The following is an 18,907-nucleotide window of genomic DNA, read 5'->3' as shown; positions in this document are numbered from 1 at the left end:
CGAAAATCATGAGCGCAAAGAAGAAAATCCTGCAGGCCGCCAACCGCGTGCTCGCCCCGACCGGGGCGCAGCTTTACCGCGCGGGAATCGACATGGAATACGCGCTCGGCTGGCTGGCGGGGCGCGACCACGCGATCGCCAGCATCTTCGACCTCGGCGCGGCGCGCGGAGACTGGAGCCGCATGGCGCTCGGCATGTTCCCGCAGGCACGTATCGTCGGTGTCGACCCGCTGAAGGAACGACTGCCCTATCTGGAACAGCTCAAGCGCGAAAACGACCGGTTCGATTTCGTATCGGCGGTCGCGGGCGAGGACGATGGCGGCATGGTCGAGCTTGCAGTCACCGATGATCTCGACGGATCGAGCGTGCATGGCAGCGAAGGCGAAAGCCGCACCGTCCCGGTCCATTCGGTTGACGCCATTGCCGAAATGAAGGGTCTCAACGGCCCCTACTTCCTCAAATTCGACACCCACGGCTTCGAAATGCCGATCCTGCGCAGCGCCGAGAAGGTGCTCGCCGAAACACGCTATGTCGTGATGGAAGCCTACAATTTCCGCCACACGCCCGAAACATTGCTGTTCCACGAGATGATCGCGTTCATGGCGACCAAGGGCTTCCGCGTCACGCATCTCGTCGACGTGCTCAACCGCCCGCGCGACGGGGCGTTGTGGCAGATCGACCTGATGTTCGCACGCGAGGACGATCCCGTCTTTGCCAGCGACAGTTTCAAGGGCTAAGCGCCCCAACCCCAACAAGTTCGGAAATAGCTTCTCATGACCACTGGCAAGAAAGCCCTCATCACCGGCGTTACCGGGCAGGACGGCGCGTATCTTTCGCGGCTGCTGCTCGACAAGGGGTACGAGGTGCACGGGGTGAAGCGGCGCTCGTCCTCGTTCAACACCGGCCGGATCGAGGATATCTACCAGGATCCGCACACCGACAACCAGCGCTTCGTGCTGCATTACGGCGATCTCGTCGACAGCACCAACCTGATCCGCATCATGCAGGAAGTGAAGCCCGACGAGGTCTACAACCTCGCTGCGCAAAGCCACGTCGCGGTCAGCTTCGAAACCCCCGAATACACTGCCAATGCCGACGCGGTGGGTACGCTGCGCCTGCTCGAGGCGATCCGCATCCTCGGCATGGAGCAGACAACCCGGTTCTATCAGGCATCGACCTCGGAGCTTTATGGGCTGGTGCAGGAAGTCCCGCAGAGCGAGACGACGCCGTTCTATCCGCGCTCGCCCTATGCGGCCGCCAAGCTGTACGCCTACTGGATCACGGTCAATTACCGCGAAGCCTACGGCATGCACGCCTCCAACGGCATCCTCTTCAACCATGAAAGCCCGCTGCGCGGCGAAACCTTCGTCACCCGCAAGATCACCCGCGCCGCCGCCGCGATCGCGCTGGGCAAGCAGGACAAGCTCTATCTCGGCAATCTCGATGCCAAGCGCGACTGGGGCCATGCGCGCGAATATGTGCGCGGCATGTGGCTGATGATGCAGCAGGATGAGCCCGACGATTACGTGCTGGCCACCGGCGAGACGACCGAAGTGCGCGAATTCGTGCGCTGGGCGTTCGAGGACGCCGGCATCCCGGTCGAGTTCAAGGGCGAAGGCATCGACGAGAAGGGCTATGCGAAAGCCGACGGTCGCTGCCTGATCGAGGTCGACCCGGCCTATTTCCGCCCGACCGAAGTCGAATTGCTGCTGGGCGATCCGACCAAGGCCAGGGAAAAGCTCGGCTGGGTCCACGAAACCGGCCCGCGCGAACTGGCGCGCGAAATGGTCGCAGCCGACATGATCGTGATGAAGGGCACCGACCCGACCAACGGGGACGCATAAGGCCATGGCCCTCGGCGAAACCTACGACCTGTCCGGCAAGCGCGTTTTCGTCGCGGGCCATCGCGGCATGGCAGGCTCTGCTATCGCGCGGCGGCTGGGACAAGAGAATTGCGAGATCCTCACTGCGACCCGGCAGGACGTCGACCTGATGGATCAGACCGCGACCCGCGCATGGTTCGCGCGCGAAAGGCCCGATGCGGTGTTCGTCGCCGCGGCCAAGGTTGGCGGAATCCTCGCCAACGACAGCTATCCGGCGGACTTTCTGTACGACAACCTGATGATCGAGGCGAACGTCATCGAAGCGGCGCACCGCCACGATGTCGAAAAGCTGCTGTTCCTCGGCTCGTCGTGCATCTATCCGAAATTCGCCGCCCAGCCGATGACCGAGGACGCGCTGCTGACCGGCGAGCTCGAACCCACCAACGAATGGTACGCGATCGCCAAGATCGCCGGGATCAAGCTCGGCCAGGCCTATCGCAAGCAGCACGGGCGCGATTTCATCTCCGCCATGCCGACCAACCTCTACGGCCCGGCGATAATTTCAGCCTCACCTCCAGCCATGTCCTCCCCGCGCTGATCCGCAAGGCGCATGAAGCCAAGCTGGCCGGCGCGCCGAGCATGGAACTGTGGGGCACGGGCTCTGCCAAGCGCGAATTCCTGCATGTCGACGATCTCGCCGATGCCTGCGTGTTCCTGATGAAGGCATATTCCGGAGAGCAACACGTCAATGTCGGCTGCGGCGAGGACATTTCGATCCTCGATCTCGTCAAGCTGGTGAACCGTATCGTCGGCTTCGAAGGGACGATCGAGCACGACCTGTCCAAGCCCGATGGCACGCCGCGCAAGCTGCTCGACACCAGCAAGCTCACCGCAATCGGCTGGACCCCGTCGATCCCGCTCGAACAGGGCATCGCCGAAACCTACGACTGGTTCCGCGCAAGCCTCGAAGCGGGCGCGATGCGCGAAGTGGGCTGATGCCCTGGGGCCAGGAAAATGGGTAAGGCGACGCCGGAAAAGCGGGTGATGGTCGATGGCTTTCCCATCGACGTCGACGATCACGAAGATGTGCTGGCGGCGATGGACACAGCGATCCGCGAGCGCTCGACCGGGCACTATATCTCGATCACCAACACCGAAAGCATCTATCACGCGCGCCGCATTACCTCGCACGGTGAGTATATACGCGGGGCGGATTTCTCGCTGTGCGACGGTGTGGGTGTCATCATCGCGGCGAAAGCGGCGGGCGATGATGTGACCCGTTACAACGGACCGATCCTGCAGCTCGATGCCTCGCGCTACGGCGCTTCGCGCGGCTGGCGGCACTATTATCTCGGCGGGGCGGACGGTTCGGCGGCGGAGATGGGCAAGCGCCTGCAGGAACAGTTTCCCGGAATGATCGTCGCCGGGATCTACGAACCACCGTTCCGCCCGCTCACGGAGGAAGAGCGCGCCGAAGTCATCGCCGATATCAAGCGCAGCAAGGCCGATATCGTCTGGGTCGGCCTCGGCCTCATCAAGCAGGAAGCGATGGTTGCCGACCTCATCGACGACCTCGAGGTGCCGTGGATGAGCGGCGTTGGCGGGGCGTTCGATTACCATTCGGGCCGCATCCCGTGGTCGCCCTGGATCATCCGCAAGACCGGCATGGAATGGCTGTTCCGCCTGATCGTCCAGCCAAAGGCGCGCGCCAAGCGGCTGTACTGGTCGTTCGCGTGGATGTTCGGCGCGATGGGGCGCGGTTTCGCACGGCGGCTCGGCGGTGGCAAAAAACGGATCGGCTCATGAGCGATTTCACGGCTTTGACTTGCCCCGGTAGGACGCTAGAGAGCGCTCCAGAGTTGCATCTGCGGGCCGCATCGCGCCCGACAAACATCGTTTCACTCGGATCATCTTCATGACCACTCCGCTCAAACTCGGCATTATCGGCGCCGGGCGCATGGGAATTACCCATTTCTCGATCGCCAACGCGCTCGATGGCGTGAGCGTGACGTCGGTTGCCGACCCGTCGAAGCTGATCACGACGATGCTCGGCAAATATGCCAAGGTCTCGACCTACAAGGATTACAAGGGCCTGCTGAAAGGCGAGGAGCTCGACGGCGTGCTGGTCTGCACCCCGCCCGCCTTCAATCCGGAAATCCTCGACGCGGTGCTCGAACGTCGCCTGCACGTCTTCTGCGAAAAGCCGTTCGTGCTGAACGCCGCCGACGGAGCGCGATTTGCCGCGGCCTATGACGCGGCGGGCCTCGTCAACCAGGTCGGCTATGTGAACCGCTGGAACGACATGTTCACCCACACCAGGCGGCTCGTCGAGGACGGGCTGATCGGCAAGCCGCTGCGATTCCGCAGCGAAATGTTCTCGCCCACGATCATCCGCGATGTCGGCGATGCCGGATGGCGCGCCAGCCACGCCAATGGCGGCGGCGCAGTGTTCGAGATGGCGAGCCACGCGATCGACCTGATCGCCTATTTCTTCGGCGCGCCCGACCGGGTCGGCGGCACCAGCCTGTCCAAGGTCTATTCGAAGCAGGTCGAGGATATCGTCAGCACGTCGCTGTTCTATGACGGCGGGCTAGCGGGCACGATGTACGTCAACTGGTCCGATGCGAGCTTCCGCAAGCCGACCAACAAGTTCGAAGTGTTCGGCAGCGAAGGCAAGCTCCAGGTCGACCAGCACGGCGCGAAGATTCATCTCAAGGCCGCGAACGAAAAGCACGGGCTGAAAGAGGGCTGGAACCAGCTCTACATCACCGACGTGCATTCCTCCGTGCCGTTCTACGTCCGCGGGATCGAATACACCGCGCAGCTGGCCGATTTCGCCGCGTCGATCCGCGACAAGGCTCCGGTGCGCTGCACCTTTGCCGATGCGGCCGCGAACCTGCGCGTGATCGAACAGATCTTCGCCGACGATGCCGCGATACGCCGCGCGGGAGCAGCGGCATGAGCGCGTATGACCAACCGATCGACCGGATCATTTTCGGCGACAACCAGTTCTTCGGCATCAACCACATGAGCCAGGATAAGGCGCAGGAACGCGCCGAACGCTTCGCCAAGCTCGAAAACGTGATGGCGGTGTATGACCACGCGATCGATGCCGGGATCGACGCGATCATGCTCAACAGCAACGATCGCGCGAAGGGCATTTGCGACGCGTTCCGGGCGAATCCGGCGAAATACGGCCACCTCAAATGGTATCCCTCGATCCCCTACCCGCACAAATACGCGGCCATGGTCAACGACAAGGGGATGGTCGGCGCGGTGCAGGAAATCCTGTTCGCGAAAGGCGCGAAATCGGCGCTCGGCAAGATGGCGCGCGGGGCCAGCGCGGTCCTGACGCTCGACCCGTTCAAGCTGATGAAGATGCTGATCGACGAGGAAATGGCGATCTATGACGGGCTCGATACCCGGGTCGTGTTTCTCCAGAACATCATCGTCGACCTGATGCTCGGCTACGACGTACCCGACCCGTTCGTCGCCTATTGCGCGTATATCCGCGAGCGCTACGGCGCGTGGCCGGGGCTGATCACGCAGAACCTGCCGTTCCTGCGCGCCAAGCTGGAGGAATGGGGCATCGAAGGCGTGGTGATCTGCGCCTCGATCAACAAGATCGGCTACCTGATGTCGCCCGGAGTGCCCGAATACGAGGCGCTGCTCGCGACCAATGACGGGTCGAAATACCCGGTGATGGCGATGTCGACGCTTGCGAGCGGTGCAGTCCCTGCCCCTGAGGCTTACGACTACATCAACCGGCTCAACATCCAGTCGGTGGTGTTCGGCGCTTCCTCGCCCGGCAATATCAAGCAGACCGTGTCGCTGATCGAACCGGCGGCGAAGGAAGCGGCTGAATGAACGTCCTGATCACCGGCGGTGCGGGCTTTATCGGCTCGCGGCTGGCGCTTCGCCTCGTGGGCGAAGGGCACGGGGTGACCGTGCTCGACAACTTCCTGCCGCAGGTCCACGGCGATGCGCCCGAAGAGACCGCACTCTACGCGAAGCTCGCCGCCTCGACCAACCTCGTGCGCGGCGACGTGACCGACCGCGCCGCGCTCGAACAGCTGGTCCCCAACCACGACGCCATCGTTCACCTCGCAGCCGAAACCGGCACCGGGCAATCGATGTACCAGATCGAGCGGTATAATTCGGTCAATATCGGCGGCACGGCGCTGCTGCTCGATATCCTTGCCAACCAGGAACACGGCGTGAAGCGCGTGGTGGTCGCAAGCTCGCGCTCGATCTATGGCGAAGGTCGCTATCGCACGCCCGAAGGCACATATGTCTATCCCACCGAACGCTCCGGCGAGGACATGGAGGCGGGCGATTTCGCGGTGAAATATCCCGGAGTCGCAGGCGAACTCGAACTCGTCGCCACCGACGAAGACAGCAAGATCCACCCCAGCTCGGTCTATGGCATCACCAAGCAGGTGCAGGAGCAATTGGTGATGACGGTCTGTCCCTCGATCGGCATCGAGGGCGTCGCGCTGCGCTACCAGAACGTGTTCGGGCCGGGTCAGTCATTGTCCAACCCCTACACTGGCATCCTCTCGATCTTCTCGAACCTGATCATGCAGGGCAAGGGGATCAACATTTTCGAAGACGGCACCGAAAGCCGCGATTTCGTGTTCGTCGAGGACGTGGTGAGCGCCACCGCCCTCGCCCTGACCCATCCGGCAGCCGCGAACGAAGTGTTCAATGTCGGCACCGGCGTGCCCGTCAGCGTGATGGAAGTCGCGCAGACGCTCGCGCGGCTGTTCGCAGCCGACGTGCCGATCGAAGTGACCGGCAATTTCCGCCTCGGCGACATCCGTCACAATTACGCCGACATGGCAAAGATTCAGGCGGCGCTCGGCTTCGAATGCGAATACGATTTCGAGCGCGGCATCGCCGAACTGGTCGCCTGGGCCAAGGCGTCGGGACCGCAAGCCAGCGCCTATGAAGCGAGCCTCGATGAAATGCGGCAAAAGGGCCTGCTGAAGTAATCCGATGCCCCGATCGCGCCCCTCCCCCGTTGCCTATCTGCGCACGCATGTGCCCTTCGTTGCGCTGGCCGTGCTGCTCGCGAGCGCGTTCCTGCTCGGCGGCGGATCACGCGACGATATCGTCTCGCTGATCGCGCTGCGCCCGATCGCGGTGATCTGCCTCGGCATCGGCCTCTACGGCCTGACCGGCGAACAATGGCGGGCGTTCAGACTCCCGCTCGGCATGATGGCGGCGATCATCGGGCTGATCCTGCTTCACCTGATCCCGTTGCCGCCTGCAATCTGGCAAGCCATCCCCGGACGGGAACTCGCGATTGCGGCAGGCGAAGCGGCCGGCGGCATCCAGCCGTGGCGCGAGCTGAGCCTCGTGCCCTATCGCGGGTGGAATGCTTTCTACGCGATGCTCGTCCCTGCGGCGGCGATGGTGCTGGCGGTCCAGATCGACCGCGAGGATCATCGCAAGCTGCTCTATGTCCTGATCGCGGCAGCTATCGCCAGCGCGCTGTGGGGCATGGTCCAGGCGATCGGCGGGTTCGGGCCGGGCCTGTATTTCTACGACGTGACCAATTCGGATTCGCCCACCGGCTTCTTCGCCAATCGCAACCACATGGCCGCGATGCAGGTCTGCATCCTGCCGCTGCTGGCGCTGATCGCCGCGCGCGCCAAGGGGCCGCGCATGCGGCTGATCCAGACGGCCTGCGCGGCCATCGCGGTGCTCGCGGTGATGATGGCGGCGGCAACCGGATCGCGCGCCGGGATCGCGCTGGCGCTGGTCGCGCTCGCGGCAAGCTGGCTGGTCTGGAATGCGCGCCCGCGCCACAACAACGCGCTGCGGCGGCGCGACCAGCGGCAACGCTGGGTGCCGTTCGCGTTTGCCGGGTTCGGCGCGGCGATGCTGGGCGGTTTCGCGCTGCTGCTGACCCGCTCGCAAAGCTTCGAACGGATATCCGGCACCAGCCCGGTCGAGGAATACCGGTTCCTCGTATGGGAGACGATGGTGGAATTCCTGCCGCAATATCTGCCGTTCGGTTCAGGGATCGGATCCTTCGTGGAGATCTTCCAGGTGCACGAACCCAGCGCGATGCTCGGCACGAGCTACTGGAACCACGCGCACAACGACTGGCTCGAATGGACGCTCGAAGGCGGGATTCCCGCCGTCCTGCTGATGATCGTGGCGCTGGTCGCGTTCGTGCGCGGTGCGTTCGCGCTGCTGTCGCTCGCACATACCGGGCGGTTCGGGGTGCAGCTGGGGCTGGCGGGCGCGATCATCCTTTTTGTCCTTGGCCTTTGGAGCGCGGTCGATTACCCCCTGCGCGTCCCGGCGCTGGCTGTCGTCGCCGCTCTGGCATCGGTGTGGATGGCTTTCCCTCGTGCCAATCAGGCGCTACAGGGCTTGGGCAGGGCACAATCTGGACAAAGCGCTGGAAAGCCTGTGTTTATGTCATCCGAAGGGTCGTTCGCCACGCGCCCGTCAACTAGAGCAAACGAAGGAACGCGGGTAGGATGAGGGCAATTCGCAATACGGCAATCCTGGCGCTCGGCGCGCTGGCGCTCGCTGGCTGCAAATCGGGGCCGGGTCCGCTTGGCGGCTCGCCCAACCTGCAGGTGGTGCAGGGCGAGTTGCCGCCTCCTACCCCCGCCGATCTCTATGCCAGCGCCGATTTCGGCGGCATTCGCCCGTTCGACACGCTGACGATCGACGTGTTCGGCATTCCCGAACTCAGCAATCGCCGGGTCCGGGTCGATGCCAACGGCGAAATCGGCTTTCCGCTGATCGGCAATATCGGCGTATCGGGCCTGTCGACGGCCGAGATTTCGCAGGCTATCGAGGGTCGTCTGAAAGGTCGCTTCATCCGCGATCCGCAGGTCACCACCAACCTCGTGTCCTCGGAAAACCGCACCTTCACGGTCTATGGCGAAGTCAACCAGCCCGGCGTGTTCCCGGTGGTAGGCGAAGCCACGCTGATCGAAGCGGTGGCCACCGCGCGCGGGCTGTCGCAATACAGCAATGCCCGCGACGTGATCGTTTTCCGGACCGTCGGCGGGCAACGCATGGCGACGCTCTACAACCTCGATGCCATCAGTCGCGGGGCGTATGACGATCCCCGGATCTATCCCAACGATACCGTTGTGGTCGGCGATTCCGACGCCCGCCGCCTGTTCGACGACGTGGTCGGCGTGGCCACGATCCTCGTCACCCCGCTGACCATCCTCTTGAACCGCTAAGCCAGGCTGGAACCCGTGAACGCCATTCAACCCGCCGCACCCGCCGATCAGGGCGACGCGATCTTCTCCGCCTCGGATTCCGGTGGCGGCTACGAGCAAGCCGGACGCGAACTGCCGCTGGTGCGCGAGTATCTCGGCATTCTCGAGCGGCGCAAATGGGTGATCCTCGGGATCGTCGCGGTGGCGCTGCTCGCCGGACTCGTCAGCACCCTGATGATGACGCCGCAATTCACCGCCACGTCGCGGATCGAGATCAGCCGGCAGGATCAGCGCGTCACCAATGTCGAAGGACTGGAAGACACCGATCGGCGGTTCGACCAGGAATTCTACGACACCCAGTACGAATTGCTCGGCGCGCGCAGCGTCGCCGAACGGGTGGCGCGCGAACTGCGGCTCGCCAACAATTTCGCGTTCTTCGAAGCCCACGGCATCGATCCGCAAACCACCCCGTGGCTGGGCTCGCCCGACGCTGCGACCAGCCGCGAAACGCTCGAGACGCGGCGCAAGGCGGCGGTCGGCCTGCTGCTCGGCCATATCGCGATTTCGCCCATCCCGCGCTCGGCGCTGGTCGATATCAGCTACACCAGCGCCAATCCCACGCTGGCGGCGCAGGTCGCCAACGAATGGGGCAAGCAGTTCATGGCCGACAGCATGGACCGCCGGTTCGAATCGACCGCCGATGCGCGCAGCTTCCTCGAACGCCGCCTGGCCGAGCTGCGCCAACGGGTCGAGGAATCGCAGACCCAGCTGGTCAATTACGCCAATGAAAAGGGCATCGTCGTGCTCGACCGGGTCGAACGCGAAGGCCGTACGGTGGCCGCACCCACTCTCGTCCAGGTCGATCTGCAGGCGATGAACCAGGCGCTGCTCGAAGCGACCGAACAGCGCGTCCAGCTCGAGGCGCGCGCCCGCGCCGCAGGCGGAACCAACGCCGATCTGGTCAACAATTCGACCATCAACGCGCTCCGCCAGGAAAAATCGGCTGCCGAAGCCGAATACGCCAAGCTGATGGTGCAGTTCGAGCCCGGCTATCCCGCCGCTCGTGCGCTCGAAGTCCAGATCGCCGAGCTCGAACGGGCGATCGGACGCGAGGAATCGCGGGTGCGCGGCAGCACCCAGGCCGATTTCCGCGCTGCGCTCGATCGCGAGCGCGACCTGCGCGGCAAGGTGGCGGCGCTGACCGACCGGCTCAACCTGCAGGAACGCGACCGCATCCAGTATACCATCTTCCAGAACGAGGTGGACACCAACCGCGAGCTCTACGACGGGCTGCTCCAGCGCTACAAGGAGATCGGCGTCGCCGGTGTCTCGGCCAGCAACATCACGCTCGTCGACGAAGCGCAGGTGCCCGGCGGTCCGTCCTCGCCGAGGCTGCCGCTCAACCTGCTGGTAGCGCTGTTCGGCGGACTCGCGGTCGCGGGCGCTGCGGTGTTCGCGCTCGAACAGTTCGAGGAGGGCATCCGCGATCCGGCGCAGGTCACCCCGCTGACCGGCTTGCCGCTGCTCGGGGTGATTCCGGCCACGCCGCATCACGACGACGTGATCGACATGGTGCAGGATCCCAAATCCGACGTGTCCGAAGCCTATCTCACCGTGCGATCGAACCTCGCGCTGGCGACCTCGCACGGCATTCCCCGCACCCTGATGGTGACCAGCACCCGCCCCGCCGAAGGCAAGAGCACCACCGGGTTCGCGATCGCTTCGGTGCTCGCACGGACGGGCAAGAACGTGGTGATGATCGATGCCGACATGCGCTCGCCATCGGCGCACAAGCTGCTCGACCTGCCCAACGCGGCCGGGTTCTCGAACGTCCTCGCCGGTCAGTCGCGGGCCGAGGACGTGATCCAGCCGACCGCGTTCACCAATCTCAGCCTGATTTCCGCCGGTGGCATCCCGCCGAGCGCGGCCGAACTGCTCAGCGGCGATCAGGTCAAGGCGCTGTTCCAGTCGCTCACCGAACGGTTCGACCATGTGATCGTCGACGCACCCCCGCTGCTCGGCCTCGCCGATGCACCGCTGCTCGCCCAGGCGGTCGACGGGGTGGTGTTCGTCGTCGAAGCGCGCGGTGTCGCGGCGCGCGGCATCAACAATTCGCTTGATCGGCTGCGCTCGGGCAAGGCGCCGCTGGTCGGGGCGATCTTCACCAAGTTCGAAGGCACCGGGCTCGAAGGCTATGGCTATGGCTATGGCTACGGCTATGGCTACGGGCGCGACCGGGAAGAGGACTGATGGCCCGCCTGCCCCGTCCTTCGGGACGTCTGCTTGGCTTCATCGCCGGCACCCTGCTGGTCGCCTATGGCGCGGCCACCAGCGCGGCGGTCAACGTGTTTCATACCAAGCTTCCCGCAGTCGCGCTGTCGATCGATAGCGACGATCCGGTTGCGCTGGTCCGCAATGCGCAGATCGATCTCGCCGCGGGCGACATGCCAGCCGGGGGCAACGATGCGATCCTCGGGATCGTCCGCCGGTCGGTTTCCGACCAGCCGATCAATGCACCCGCGTTCCGGCTCTACGGCCTCGCCAGCGCGACCAACGCGGACCTGCCCGGCGTGCGCGAGCAGATGGCGGTTTCCGAGCGGATGGAGCGGCGCGACGCCGCCGCGCAATTGTGGCTGATCGAGGACGCGGTGCAGCGCAACGATGTCGCCGCAGCGCTGCGGCACTACGACACCGCGCTGCGGATCGAACAGTCGACCCGCGCGGTGCTCTACCCGGTGCTGACCGACGCGCTCGAAAGCGAGACCATCCGGGAGCGCTTCGTGCCCTACATGCAGGCCCCGCCCCCGTGGCTCGAAAGTTTCCTGCGGTTCGCGGTGTCGAACACCAGGGACCCGGTCGCCGTCGCCGACCTGGCGCGGCTTTCGGGCGGGTTTCCCGACGGTGCGGCCTATTCCTCGCTCGACCGGGAACTGCTGACCCAGCTGGTCGCGAGCGAGGATTACGAGGCGGCGATCGCGCATTATGCCCGGATAGGGGCGGCCGATCAGAGCGTTCCGCGCACGCTTGCGCTGACCGGCGAATCGACCTCGGAAGCCTACAGTCCGATCACCTGGCAGCAGTTTTCGATCGAGGGGATCGAACCGTTCGTGCTCGCCTCACCCGCAGGCGAGGGCAGGGTCGAAATCGAAGCCGAAATGGAAGCCGGCTACAGCGGCCCCGTGGCGCGCAAGCTGATCGCTCTGAAACCCGGTCGCTACGCCTTTACCGCCAATCTGCGGTCCGACGATTTCGGCACGCAGGACCGTGGGAGCTGGCGGATCGTCTGCCCCGCCTCAACCGGTGCCGCACCGCTGGTGGATGCCGAGTTCGACTTTGAGGAGACGATCGAGATCGGTGCCGGCTTCACGGTCCCGGCCGGATGCCCGGTGCAGCTGGTGCTGGTGTCTGCCGCCACGATGGTGCGCAGCGGCTACGTCACGCTCGTCCTTGCCGAAGCGCGCCTGGTTCCGGCCTCCTGATCGGCAGGCTAGGACGCGGCCTGCACGCCGGTCGTGGCGCCGACATCGTCACCAAAACGCCGCAGGCACGCGATTGCCAGCTGCGCCTGCTCGGTGGTGCTCTCGGCCTTTTCGGTGCGCCGCCGTGCGATCGCTGCGGCGGGCGAAACGATAATGTCGGGATCCGCCGCCTGCGCCGCCTGCGCGCGCGTTTCGAAATGATCCTCGGCGCGGCCGAGCAGCGCGATCTCGCGCGATTGCGGATTGGCCGACATCTGCGCCAGCCGCTCTGCGGTGAGATCGAGCGCGGCGGCGCAGTTCACCGCGATCTCGAACGTGCCCTCGCCTTCGGCTGCCGCCTGCCCGCCGATCGACAGCGGCAGCGCGGCACCGGGTGGATCGCTCGCTTCCGGCTCGGGCACGGCAGCGCCCCCTCCGCCGGATGAACAGGCCGTCATGGCGAGCGCGATCAGGCACGGAGCGAACAGCGAAATCGGGAGGCGCGAAAGGGGGATAGTCATGGCGCGCTCTTGTCGCAGCGGCTTTTCTTTGTCCAGAACTTGTGCGACGCCCGCGCCCACTGGACGCGGCACAGCGACGGGAGGCCCACGGGGCAATGCGCACGGTTCTCATCACCGGTTCGGCCGGGTTCATCGGTTACCACCTCGCGCAGCTGCTGCTCGCCGAGGGCTTTCGGGTGGTCGGGTATGACGGGATCACCGACTATTACGACGTAAGGCTAAAGCAGCGGCGGCATCAGATGCTGCTGCAGAACCCGAACTTTTCCTGCACGGTCGGCATGCTCGAAGACATGGAGACGCTGCACGCGCTCGCCATGGCGGAACAGCCCGACGTGATCGTCCACCTCGCCGCGCAGGCGGGGGTGCGCTACAGTCTCGAGAATCCGCGTGCCTATGTCGATGCCAACCTGATCGGCACGTTCAACGTGATGGAATGCGCGCGCGAGCTGGAGGTCGATCACCTGCTGATGGCTTCGACCAGCTCGGTCTACGGCGCGAACGAGGACATGCCGTTCGACGAGCGCGAAAAGTGCGACACGCAGCTGACGCTCTATGCCGCGACCAAGAAGGCGAACGAGGCGATGGCGCATTCCTATGCCCATCTGTGGAACCTGCCGACCACGATGTTCCGCTTCTTCACGGTCTACGGCCCGTGGGGCAGGCCGGACATGGCGCTGTTCAAGTTCACGCGCGGCATCCTCGAAGGGACGCCGATCGACATCTACAACCAGGGCGAGATGTTCCGCGACTTCACCTATGTCAGCGATCTGGTGCGCGGCATCCGGCTGCTGATCGACGCTGCGCCCGAAAGGCCCGAAAGCAAGGACGATATTCCCGAATGGGACAGCCTGTCACCGGTCGCGCCGTGGCGGGTCGTCAATATCGGCAATTCGGACAAGGTGCGGCTGATGGACTTCGTCGAAGCGATCGAAGCAGAATGCGGGCGCGAGGCGATCAGGAACTTCATGCCGATGCAAAAGGGCGACGTGCCCGCGACCTGGGCCGATGCGACGCTGCTGAAGGAATTGACCGGCTATGCCCCGCAAACCGACGTGCGCGAGGGCATTCGCCAGTTCGTCGCTTGGTACCGCGATTATTACGCGGTCTGACCGGCCCTAGCGCAGCGGGGTGTCGTCGGGATTGCCGTCGGGCTCTGCCGTGTCGGACGGCGTTTCCTCGTCGTCATTCAGCGATGGCGGACCCGCCGCGTTTTCCACCTCACCCGGAAGCGCTCCGGCGCGTTCGCGCTCCAGCCGCTCCAGATATTCGCGCTCGATCTGCTCGACCCGCTCCTGTTCGGCTGCGGCATCGGCATCGATGCTCTGAAGCCGGTCCCGCCGCGCCTGCTCGATCAGCTGGCTGAACCGCACGTCCTCGCCTTCCTTGCGGTCGCGATAGGCGTCGTTGATCAGCTGCTGGGTGCAGCCGGTGAACCCACCCGCTCCGGCCGGGCTGCACGAGAAAGCGCCAAAGGCACCGACCAGTTCGAGGCTTTCGACCCGGCGCGCCCAGGCGTTGTTCTGCGGGCTGTCGGAAAACCGCAGCGCGGGCGGAATCCGGAACCGTTCGTTCTCGGGCAGTCGGGCGAACACGCAGATATCGCCTTCGGGGCAGGGCGGGGCCTCGTCGTCGCCATAGACATAGGCGATCTGCACGTCGTCGCTGAGCGGGGGCCGGTTGTCGGTGAGCGAATCGTCCTGCGCCGCAAGCGGCGTGGCGAGCGCAAACCCCGCGGCAACGAGGGCGCTTGTCCATGTCTTGAACCGGGACGGCTGCATCTTCCTACCTCTCAAATCGGCTGCGGCGGCGTATGCGCCGGGCGCTGTTCCACGTGTGCGGCGATACGCACGGGCGAGTGAACCGGGTGTGAAGCCGCGTCATTGCTCCATGTCAATCGCCGCGCGCCGAATGGTTAGCGAAATGTAGAGCATCCGGGGGTTAAGGGGCTGGCATGAATGCACCTTTCCGCAAGAACGACGCCATGCCGGTGGCGCACGGAGCCGCGATCACGGAAACGATCGCGGTCGTCGGGCTCGGCTATGTCGGGCTGCCGGTCGCGGTGGCGCTGGCGGAACGGCTGGGGAAGACGGGCGGACGCATCGTCGGCTTCGACATCTCGCAGCGCCGCATTGAAAGCTTGCGCGCCGGGCACGATTACACCCGCGAAATCGACGATCATCGGCTGGCGCAATGCGGGCTGGACGTGTCGGACGATCCCGAGGCGCTGGCCGGGGCGAGCACGATCATCGTCACCGTTCCGACTCCGATTACCGAGGAACGCCGCCCCGATCTCGCGCCGCTGCGCTCGGCCTGCGAAACCATCGGCCCGCGGCTCGGCGAAGGCGCGCTGGTGGTGTTCGAATCGACCGTTTTCCCGGGCGCGACCGAGGAATTCTGCGGACCGCTGCTCGCGCAGCATTCGGGCCTGCAGCAGGGGCGCGACTTTGCGCTCGGCTACAGCCCGGAACGGATCAATCCCGGCGACACGGTCCACCGGCTCGAAAGCATTACCAAGATCATCGCGGCGGAAAACCCGCAAGCTCTGGCGCGGATGCGCGCGATCTACGGTGCGATCGTCGATGCCGGACTGCACGAAGCGCCGAGCATCAAGGTCGCCGAAGCGGCGAAAGTGATCGAGAACACCCAGCGCGACCTCAACATTGCGCTGATGAACGAGATCGCGCTGATCTTCGACCGGATGGAAATCCCGACCCGCGACGTGCTCGCGGCGGCGGGGACCAAATGGAACTTCCTGCCGTTCACGCCCGGCCTCGTCGGCGGGCACTGCATCGGTGTCGATCCGTATTACCTGACGGCCGCCGCCGAACGCCTGAACTACCGCCCCGAAGTCATTCTCGCCGGGCGCCGGATCAACGATTCGATGGGACAGGCGGTCGCGCAGAAGACGATCAAGCTGCTCAAATCGCTGGATTCCCCGCTAGGCGAGGCGCGGGTCGGGGTGCTCGGGCTGACCTTCAAGCAGGACGTTCCGGATATCCGCAACTCCAAGGTGCCCGACATCATCGCCGAGCTGCGCGAATACGGGATCGGGCCGACGGTGGCCGATCCCTTGGCCGACCCGGCGGAAGCGATGCATGAATACGGGATCGAGTTGAGCGAAATGGAGACGCTGACCGATCTGGACGCGCTGATCCTCGCTGTCGATCACGCCGACTACGTCGCTGAAGGGGCAAAGCTCGCCAAGCGGATCAAGTCCAGCGGAGTCCTGATCGACGTGAAGTCGGCTCTGGATCGGAATCAGCTTCCAAAAGAGCTAAACTACTGGGCGCTTTGATCTGTTTCCGCACGCCCATCCGGGCGCGCGACTTCCTCGCTCATGCGATCAAAGATCGCGTCGCTGCGGGCGGCCAGTCGGCCTTGCGGCGTCTCTGACGCCGATCACCACAAATCACTGAATGTCACAAGCGTTCGCTGACTTTGATCGCGATCCGGCAGCCGAGCCGGATTGCGCCCGACAGCAGCGGATAGGCCGGGGCTTTCTCGGCCCCGTGCGCCAGCGCGGCATCGCGATGCTCGCGCTCGTCTTCGCGGAAATCCTCGATCATTTCGGCCAGTTCCGGATCTTCGCCGGATTCCACCAGCCGATCGAGCTGTTCGGAATAGTGCCTGTCGATCTCTTCCTCGACCGCCGCGGTGCAGGCCATCGCGGCTTCGGGGCCGAGCAACGCCGTTCCCGCTCCCAGCGCATAGCCCGCCGCCGACCAGAACGGCTGCAGTGCGGTAGGGCGCACGCCGCGCCGGGCCATCAAGGCATCGAATTTGGCGCGGTGGCCCTCTTCCTGTTCGGCCATGTGGCGGATTTCGGCGGAATGCGGTCCGCGATCGCCCATCACCGCGAGCTGGCCTTCGTAAATCCGCGTCGCACCGAATTCTCCGGCCTGATCGACCCGGATCATCCGGTGTAGTTCATCGCGGTTCATGCTCGCTCCTGTTTCAGCATCAGGGCCAAGATGGTGAGCCCGCCAAGCGTTGAAAAGAGGAAATTCCACCCTGCCAGCGATATCCCGAACAGGGTCCACGGCGCGACGTCGCAGCGGATCAGGGGGGCGGCCGTCGGATCCATCACGTCGATCGCGCCGATTTGGGTGGTCGCGCAGCCGGTAATCCCCTGCCACCAGCCATATTCGACCCCGGCATGGAAACCGCCGATCAGCCCGGAGGCGATGATCGCCAGCGCCGCAAGACCGGTCCACAAACGTGGCGGCGGGATCGCCAGGCCGAGCAGCGCGAAGCCCAGCGCAGCGAAATGCGGCCAGCGCTGCCACCAGCACATCTCGCACGGGTACAGCCCGAACACGTATTGCGAAATATAGGCCCCGCCCAGCAGCGCCGCCGGAAGGGCTAGCGCGAGGAGGCGGGCCTTGATCGATCCAGCCATGTCGCGCCCCTACGCGCTTTACCGGCGCAGCGCCACCGAGCTTCTGGTGGTCCGGCGCAGGGTTTCGAGCGCATAGTGCAGCTGGAAATCCTCGATCCCCTGCTCCTCGAGCTGTTCGGCGGTGAGACGGAAGCGCGGATCGTCGACCTTGTCGCTCTCCATCTCCTCGTCCTTCACGCCGAGCTCGTTGATGAGATGGCCGCGCAGGTCGGATTCGCGGGTCAGGTATTTCTGCCGCAGCGCGAGATCGGGATCGGACAGCTGCGGTACCTTGATGTCGGGCTTGATCCCGCCTTCCTGCACCGATTTGCCCATGGGCGTGAAATAGCGTGCGGTGGTCAGCTTGAGCGCCGCATCCGCGCCCAGCGGCAGCAGCGACTGGACCGAGCCCTTGCCGAAGCTGCGATCGCCCATGATCAGCGCCCGGCGATGATCCTGAAGCGCGCCCGCGACGATTTCCGATGCCGAAGCCGAGCCGGCATCGATCAGCACGATCACCGGCACACCTTCGGCCATGTCGCCCCGAAACACCGTTTCCGCATCGTAGAGCAGCGTTTCGCCCCGCGCACGGCCGCGTTGCGAGACGATCCGGCCCTTGTCGAGGAACAGGTCGGACAGCGCCACCGCCTCGTCGAGCGAACCACCCGGGTTGGAGCGCAGGTCCAGCACCAGTCCGCTCACGCGTCCGGTGGCCTCCTTCTGGATGTCGGTCCACGCGTTGTAGACATCGGCGCCGACATCGGCGGAGAATTCGTTGACCGAGATCACCCCGATATTGCCCGCTTCGAGCGAATACGTGACCGGCTCGAGCTCGATCACACCGCGCGTTACCGGCACTTCGAGCGGTTCGTCGCGACCGGGGCGGAAGATCGTCAGCGTGATCGACGTCCCGGCCTGACCGCGCATCCGCGCCACCGCATCGTCGAGACTGCCGCCATAGATCAGATCGCCATCGAGATGGGTGATGAAGTCGCCGGCCTTGATACCGGCCTCGTCGGCCGGGCTGCCGCGGAACGGCGAGATCACCTTGACCGCGCCGTCTTCCATCACGACCGACAGGCCGAGCCCGGAATAATTGCCGTCGATCATGGTTTCGAGCCGCTGCAGGTCGCTGCCGTCGAGATAGGCGGAATGCGGATCGAGCGCGGCCAGCATCCCGTCGATCGCGCCGCGCACCAGCACTTCGTCCTTCACGTCCTCGACATAGCTCGCCTTGATCCGCTGGTAGGTGGCGAACAGTTTCGAGAATTCGGGACCGGCACGGCCATCGATCTGCGCCATCGAAGCGGTGGTGGCGGGAATCAGGGCGACTGCGGTCACGAGCGCTGCGCTGCGCAGAAATCCGGCGATTTTCATGGGAAAGAGAGGCTCCTTTCGAACCCGTTCGTATAGCTTTGCGCGGCTTAACGCCAGATGATTGGCGCAGCGCACGCATCCGGCGTCCCGTAGCGGGGCACGCGAGCGGGCGGGCGCTAATTTCGTCGAAGCGCCCGATTGTCTCGACGGC

Annotated in this window: 17 protein-coding genes and 1 pseudogene; 13 read left to right on the top strand and 5 right to left on the bottom strand. The window is 64.9% G+C overall.

The window, feature by feature from the left end:
* The first annotated feature begins 8 nt into the window (after positions 1–8).
* From KDC96_RS13295 to KDC96_RS13245, 11 genes and pseudogenes are all read left to right on the top strand, one after another.
* The gene (locus KDC96_RS13295; RefSeq protein ID WP_212448874.1) at positions 9–737 is read left to right on the top strand and encodes an FkbM family methyltransferase; all 729 of its coding nucleotides are present in this window, start codon (positions 9–11) and stop codon (positions 735–737) included.
* A gap of 36 nt (positions 738–773) precedes the next feature.
* On the top strand, positions 774–1,844 hold the full coding sequence (gene gmd / locus KDC96_RS13290) for a GDP-mannose 4,6-dehydratase (RefSeq protein WP_212448873.1): 1,071 nt from the start codon (positions 774–776) through the stop codon (positions 1,842–1,844).
* 4 nt (positions 1,845–1,848) lie between these two features.
* A pseudogene (locus KDC96_RS13285) lies at positions 1,849–2,819 on the top strand (GDP-L-fucose synthase family protein).
* A gap of 18 nt (positions 2,820–2,837) precedes the next feature.
* Positions 2,838–3,629: a WecB/TagA/CpsF family glycosyltransferase gene (locus tag KDC96_RS13280; protein ID WP_212448872.1), complete on the top strand. Its 792-nt coding sequence runs from the start codon at positions 2,838–2,840 to the stop codon at positions 3,627–3,629.
* Between the two features lie 109 nt (positions 3,630–3,738).
* Positions 3,739–4,785, top strand: coding sequence for a Gfo/Idh/MocA family protein (locus tag KDC96_RS13275; protein WP_212448871.1), 1,047 nt, complete (start codon positions 3,739–3,741; stop codon positions 4,783–4,785).
* Positions 4,782–5,690 carry a hypothetical protein gene (locus tag KDC96_RS13270; protein ID WP_212448870.1) on the top strand — a complete coding sequence of 303 codons (909 nt, stop codon included), beginning with the start codon at positions 4,782–4,784 and terminating at the stop codon, positions 5,688–5,690. The genes KDC96_RS13275 and KDC96_RS13270 overlap by 4 nt, the downstream gene beginning before the upstream one ends.
* Positions 5,687–6,817 (top strand): NAD(P)-dependent oxidoreductase, encoded by a 1,131-nt coding sequence (locus KDC96_RS13265; protein ID WP_212448869.1) that lies wholly within the window; start codon positions 5,687–5,689, stop codon positions 6,815–6,817. The genes KDC96_RS13270 and KDC96_RS13265 overlap by 4 nt, the downstream gene beginning before the upstream one ends.
* A gap of 4 nt (positions 6,818–6,821) precedes the next feature.
* Positions 6,822–8,324, top strand: coding sequence for an O-antigen ligase (locus KDC96_RS13260; RefSeq protein WP_212448868.1), 1,503 nt, complete (start codon positions 6,822–6,824; stop codon positions 8,322–8,324).
* On the top strand, positions 8,321–9,043 hold the full coding sequence (locus KDC96_RS13255) for a polysaccharide biosynthesis/export family protein (protein ID WP_249171802.1): 723 nt from the start codon (positions 8,321–8,323) through the stop codon (positions 9,041–9,043). The genes KDC96_RS13260 and KDC96_RS13255 overlap by 4 nt, the downstream gene beginning before the upstream one ends.
* 15 nt (positions 9,044–9,058) lie before the next feature.
* Positions 9,059–11,272 (top strand): polysaccharide biosynthesis tyrosine autokinase, encoded by a 2,214-nt coding sequence (locus KDC96_RS13250; RefSeq protein WP_212448867.1) that lies wholly within the window; start codon positions 9,059–9,061, stop codon positions 11,270–11,272.
* Complete coding sequence (locus tag KDC96_RS13245) at positions 11,272–12,501, top strand: hypothetical protein (protein ID WP_212448866.1); 1,230 nt, start codon at positions 11,272–11,274, stop codon at positions 12,499–12,501. Before KDC96_RS13250 ends, KDC96_RS13245 begins: the two co-directional genes overlap by 1 nt.
* Positions 12,502–12,509: 8 nt before the next feature.
* Here the strand turns inward: KDC96_RS13245 and KDC96_RS13240 are convergent, their stop codons facing one another.
* Positions 12,510–13,001, bottom strand: coding sequence for a hypothetical protein (locus tag KDC96_RS13240; protein WP_212448865.1), 492 nt, complete (start codon positions 12,999–13,001; stop codon positions 12,510–12,512).
* Positions 13,002–13,096: 95 nt separating this feature from the next.
* On the opposite strand from KDC96_RS13240, the gene KDC96_RS13235 reads away from it, so the two are divergent.
* Positions 13,097–14,110 carry an NAD-dependent epimerase/dehydratase family protein gene (locus KDC96_RS13235; protein ID WP_212448864.1) on the top strand — a complete coding sequence of 338 codons (1,014 nt, stop codon included), beginning with the start codon at positions 13,097–13,099 and terminating at the stop codon, positions 14,108–14,110.
* A 6-nt stretch (positions 14,111–14,116) separates the two neighbouring features.
* Here the strand turns inward: KDC96_RS13235 and KDC96_RS13230 are convergent, their stop codons facing one another.
* On the bottom strand, positions 14,117–14,779 hold the full coding sequence (locus KDC96_RS13230) for a hypothetical protein (protein ID WP_212448863.1): 663 nt from the start codon (positions 14,777–14,779) through the stop codon (positions 14,117–14,119).
* A 173-nt stretch (positions 14,780–14,952) separates the two neighbouring features.
* On the opposite strand from KDC96_RS13230, the gene KDC96_RS13225 reads away from it, so the two are divergent.
* The gene (locus KDC96_RS13225; RefSeq protein WP_249171801.1) at positions 14,953–16,296 is read left to right on the top strand and encodes a nucleotide sugar dehydrogenase; all 1,344 of its coding nucleotides are present in this window, start codon (positions 14,953–14,955) and stop codon (positions 16,294–16,296) included.
* A gap of 124 nt (positions 16,297–16,420) precedes the next feature.
* Here KDC96_RS13225 and KDC96_RS13220 read toward each other — a convergent pair whose 3' ends face one another.
* Genes KDC96_RS13220 through KDC96_RS13210 form a run of 3 tightly spaced genes read right to left on the bottom strand, consistent with a single transcriptional unit; the run spans position 16,421 to position 18,756 of the window.
* The gene (locus KDC96_RS13220) at positions 16,421–16,942 is read right to left on the bottom strand and encodes a demethoxyubiquinone hydroxylase family protein (RefSeq protein WP_212448862.1); all 522 of its coding nucleotides are present in this window, start codon (positions 16,940–16,942) and stop codon (positions 16,421–16,423) included.
* Positions 16,939–17,400 (bottom strand): disulfide bond formation protein B, encoded by a 462-nt coding sequence (locus tag KDC96_RS13215; protein WP_212448861.1) that lies wholly within the window; start codon positions 17,398–17,400, stop codon positions 16,939–16,941. The genes KDC96_RS13220 and KDC96_RS13215 overlap by 4 nt, the downstream gene beginning before the upstream one ends.
* 18 nt (positions 17,401–17,418) lie before the next feature.
* A complete protein-coding gene (locus KDC96_RS13210) occupies positions 17,419–18,756 on the bottom strand; it encodes a S41 family peptidase (RefSeq protein ID WP_212448860.1) in 1,338 nt (445 codons plus the stop codon).
* Positions 18,757–18,907 lie beyond the last annotated feature (151 nt).

It is taken from the genome of Erythrobacter sp. JK5, assembly GCF_018205975.1.
GTDB lineage: Bacteria > Pseudomonadota > Alphaproteobacteria > Sphingomonadales > Sphingomonadaceae > Erythrobacter.
This window is presented reverse-complemented; position numbering and strand designations above follow the sequence as displayed.

Excerpts from the sequence above, each read along its gene's own strand:
- KDC96_RS13295 (WP_212448874.1), top strand. The coding sequence starts at position 9 with ATGAGCGCAAAGAAGAAAATCCTGCAGGCCGCCAACCGCGTGCTCGCC.
- gmd (WP_212448873.1), top strand. The coding sequence starts at position 774 with ATGACCACTGGCAAGAAAGCCCTCATCACCGGCGTTACCGGGCAGGAC.
- KDC96_RS13280 (WP_212448872.1), top strand. The coding sequence starts at position 2,838 with ATGGGTAAGGCGACGCCGGAAAAGCGGGTGATGGTCGATGGCTTTCCC.
- KDC96_RS13275 (WP_212448871.1), top strand. The coding sequence starts at position 3,739 with ATGACCACTCCGCTCAAACTCGGCATTATCGGCGCCGGGCGCATGGGA.
- KDC96_RS13270 (WP_212448870.1), top strand. The coding sequence starts at position 4,782 with ATGAGCGCGTATGACCAACCGATCGACCGGATCATTTTCGGCGACAAC.
- KDC96_RS13265 (WP_212448869.1), top strand. The coding sequence starts at position 5,687 with ATGAACGTCCTGATCACCGGCGGTGCGGGCTTTATCGGCTCGCGGCTG.
- KDC96_RS13260 (WP_212448868.1), top strand. The coding sequence starts at position 6,822 with ATGCCCCGATCGCGCCCCTCCCCCGTTGCCTATCTGCGCACGCATGTG.
- KDC96_RS13255 (WP_249171802.1), top strand. The coding sequence starts at position 8,321 with ATGAGGGCAATTCGCAATACGGCAATCCTGGCGCTCGGCGCGCTGGCG.
- KDC96_RS13245 (WP_212448866.1), top strand. The coding sequence starts at position 11,272 with ATGGCCCGCCTGCCCCGTCCTTCGGGACGTCTGCTTGGCTTCATCGCC.
- KDC96_RS13240 (WP_212448865.1), bottom strand. The coding sequence starts at position 13,001 with ATGACTATCCCCCTTTCGCGCCTCCCGATTTCGCTGTTCGCTCCGTGC.
- KDC96_RS13235 (WP_212448864.1), top strand. The coding sequence starts at position 13,097 with ATGCGCACGGTTCTCATCACCGGTTCGGCCGGGTTCATCGGTTACCAC.
- KDC96_RS13230 (WP_212448863.1), bottom strand. The coding sequence starts at position 14,779 with ATGCAGCCGTCCCGGTTCAAGACATGGACAAGCGCCCTCGTTGCCGCG.
- KDC96_RS13225 (WP_249171801.1), top strand. The coding sequence starts at position 14,953 with ATGAATGCACCTTTCCGCAAGAACGACGCCATGCCGGTGGCGCACGGA.
- KDC96_RS13220 (WP_212448862.1), bottom strand. The coding sequence starts at position 16,942 with ATGAACCGCGATGAACTACACCGGATGATCCGGGTCGATCAGGCCGGA.
- KDC96_RS13215 (WP_212448861.1), bottom strand. The coding sequence starts at position 17,400 with ATGGCTGGATCGATCAAGGCCCGCCTCCTCGCGCTAGCCCTTCCGGCG.
- KDC96_RS13210 (WP_212448860.1), bottom strand. The coding sequence starts at position 18,756 with ATGAAAATCGCCGGATTTCTGCGCAGCGCAGCGCTCGTGACCGCAGTC.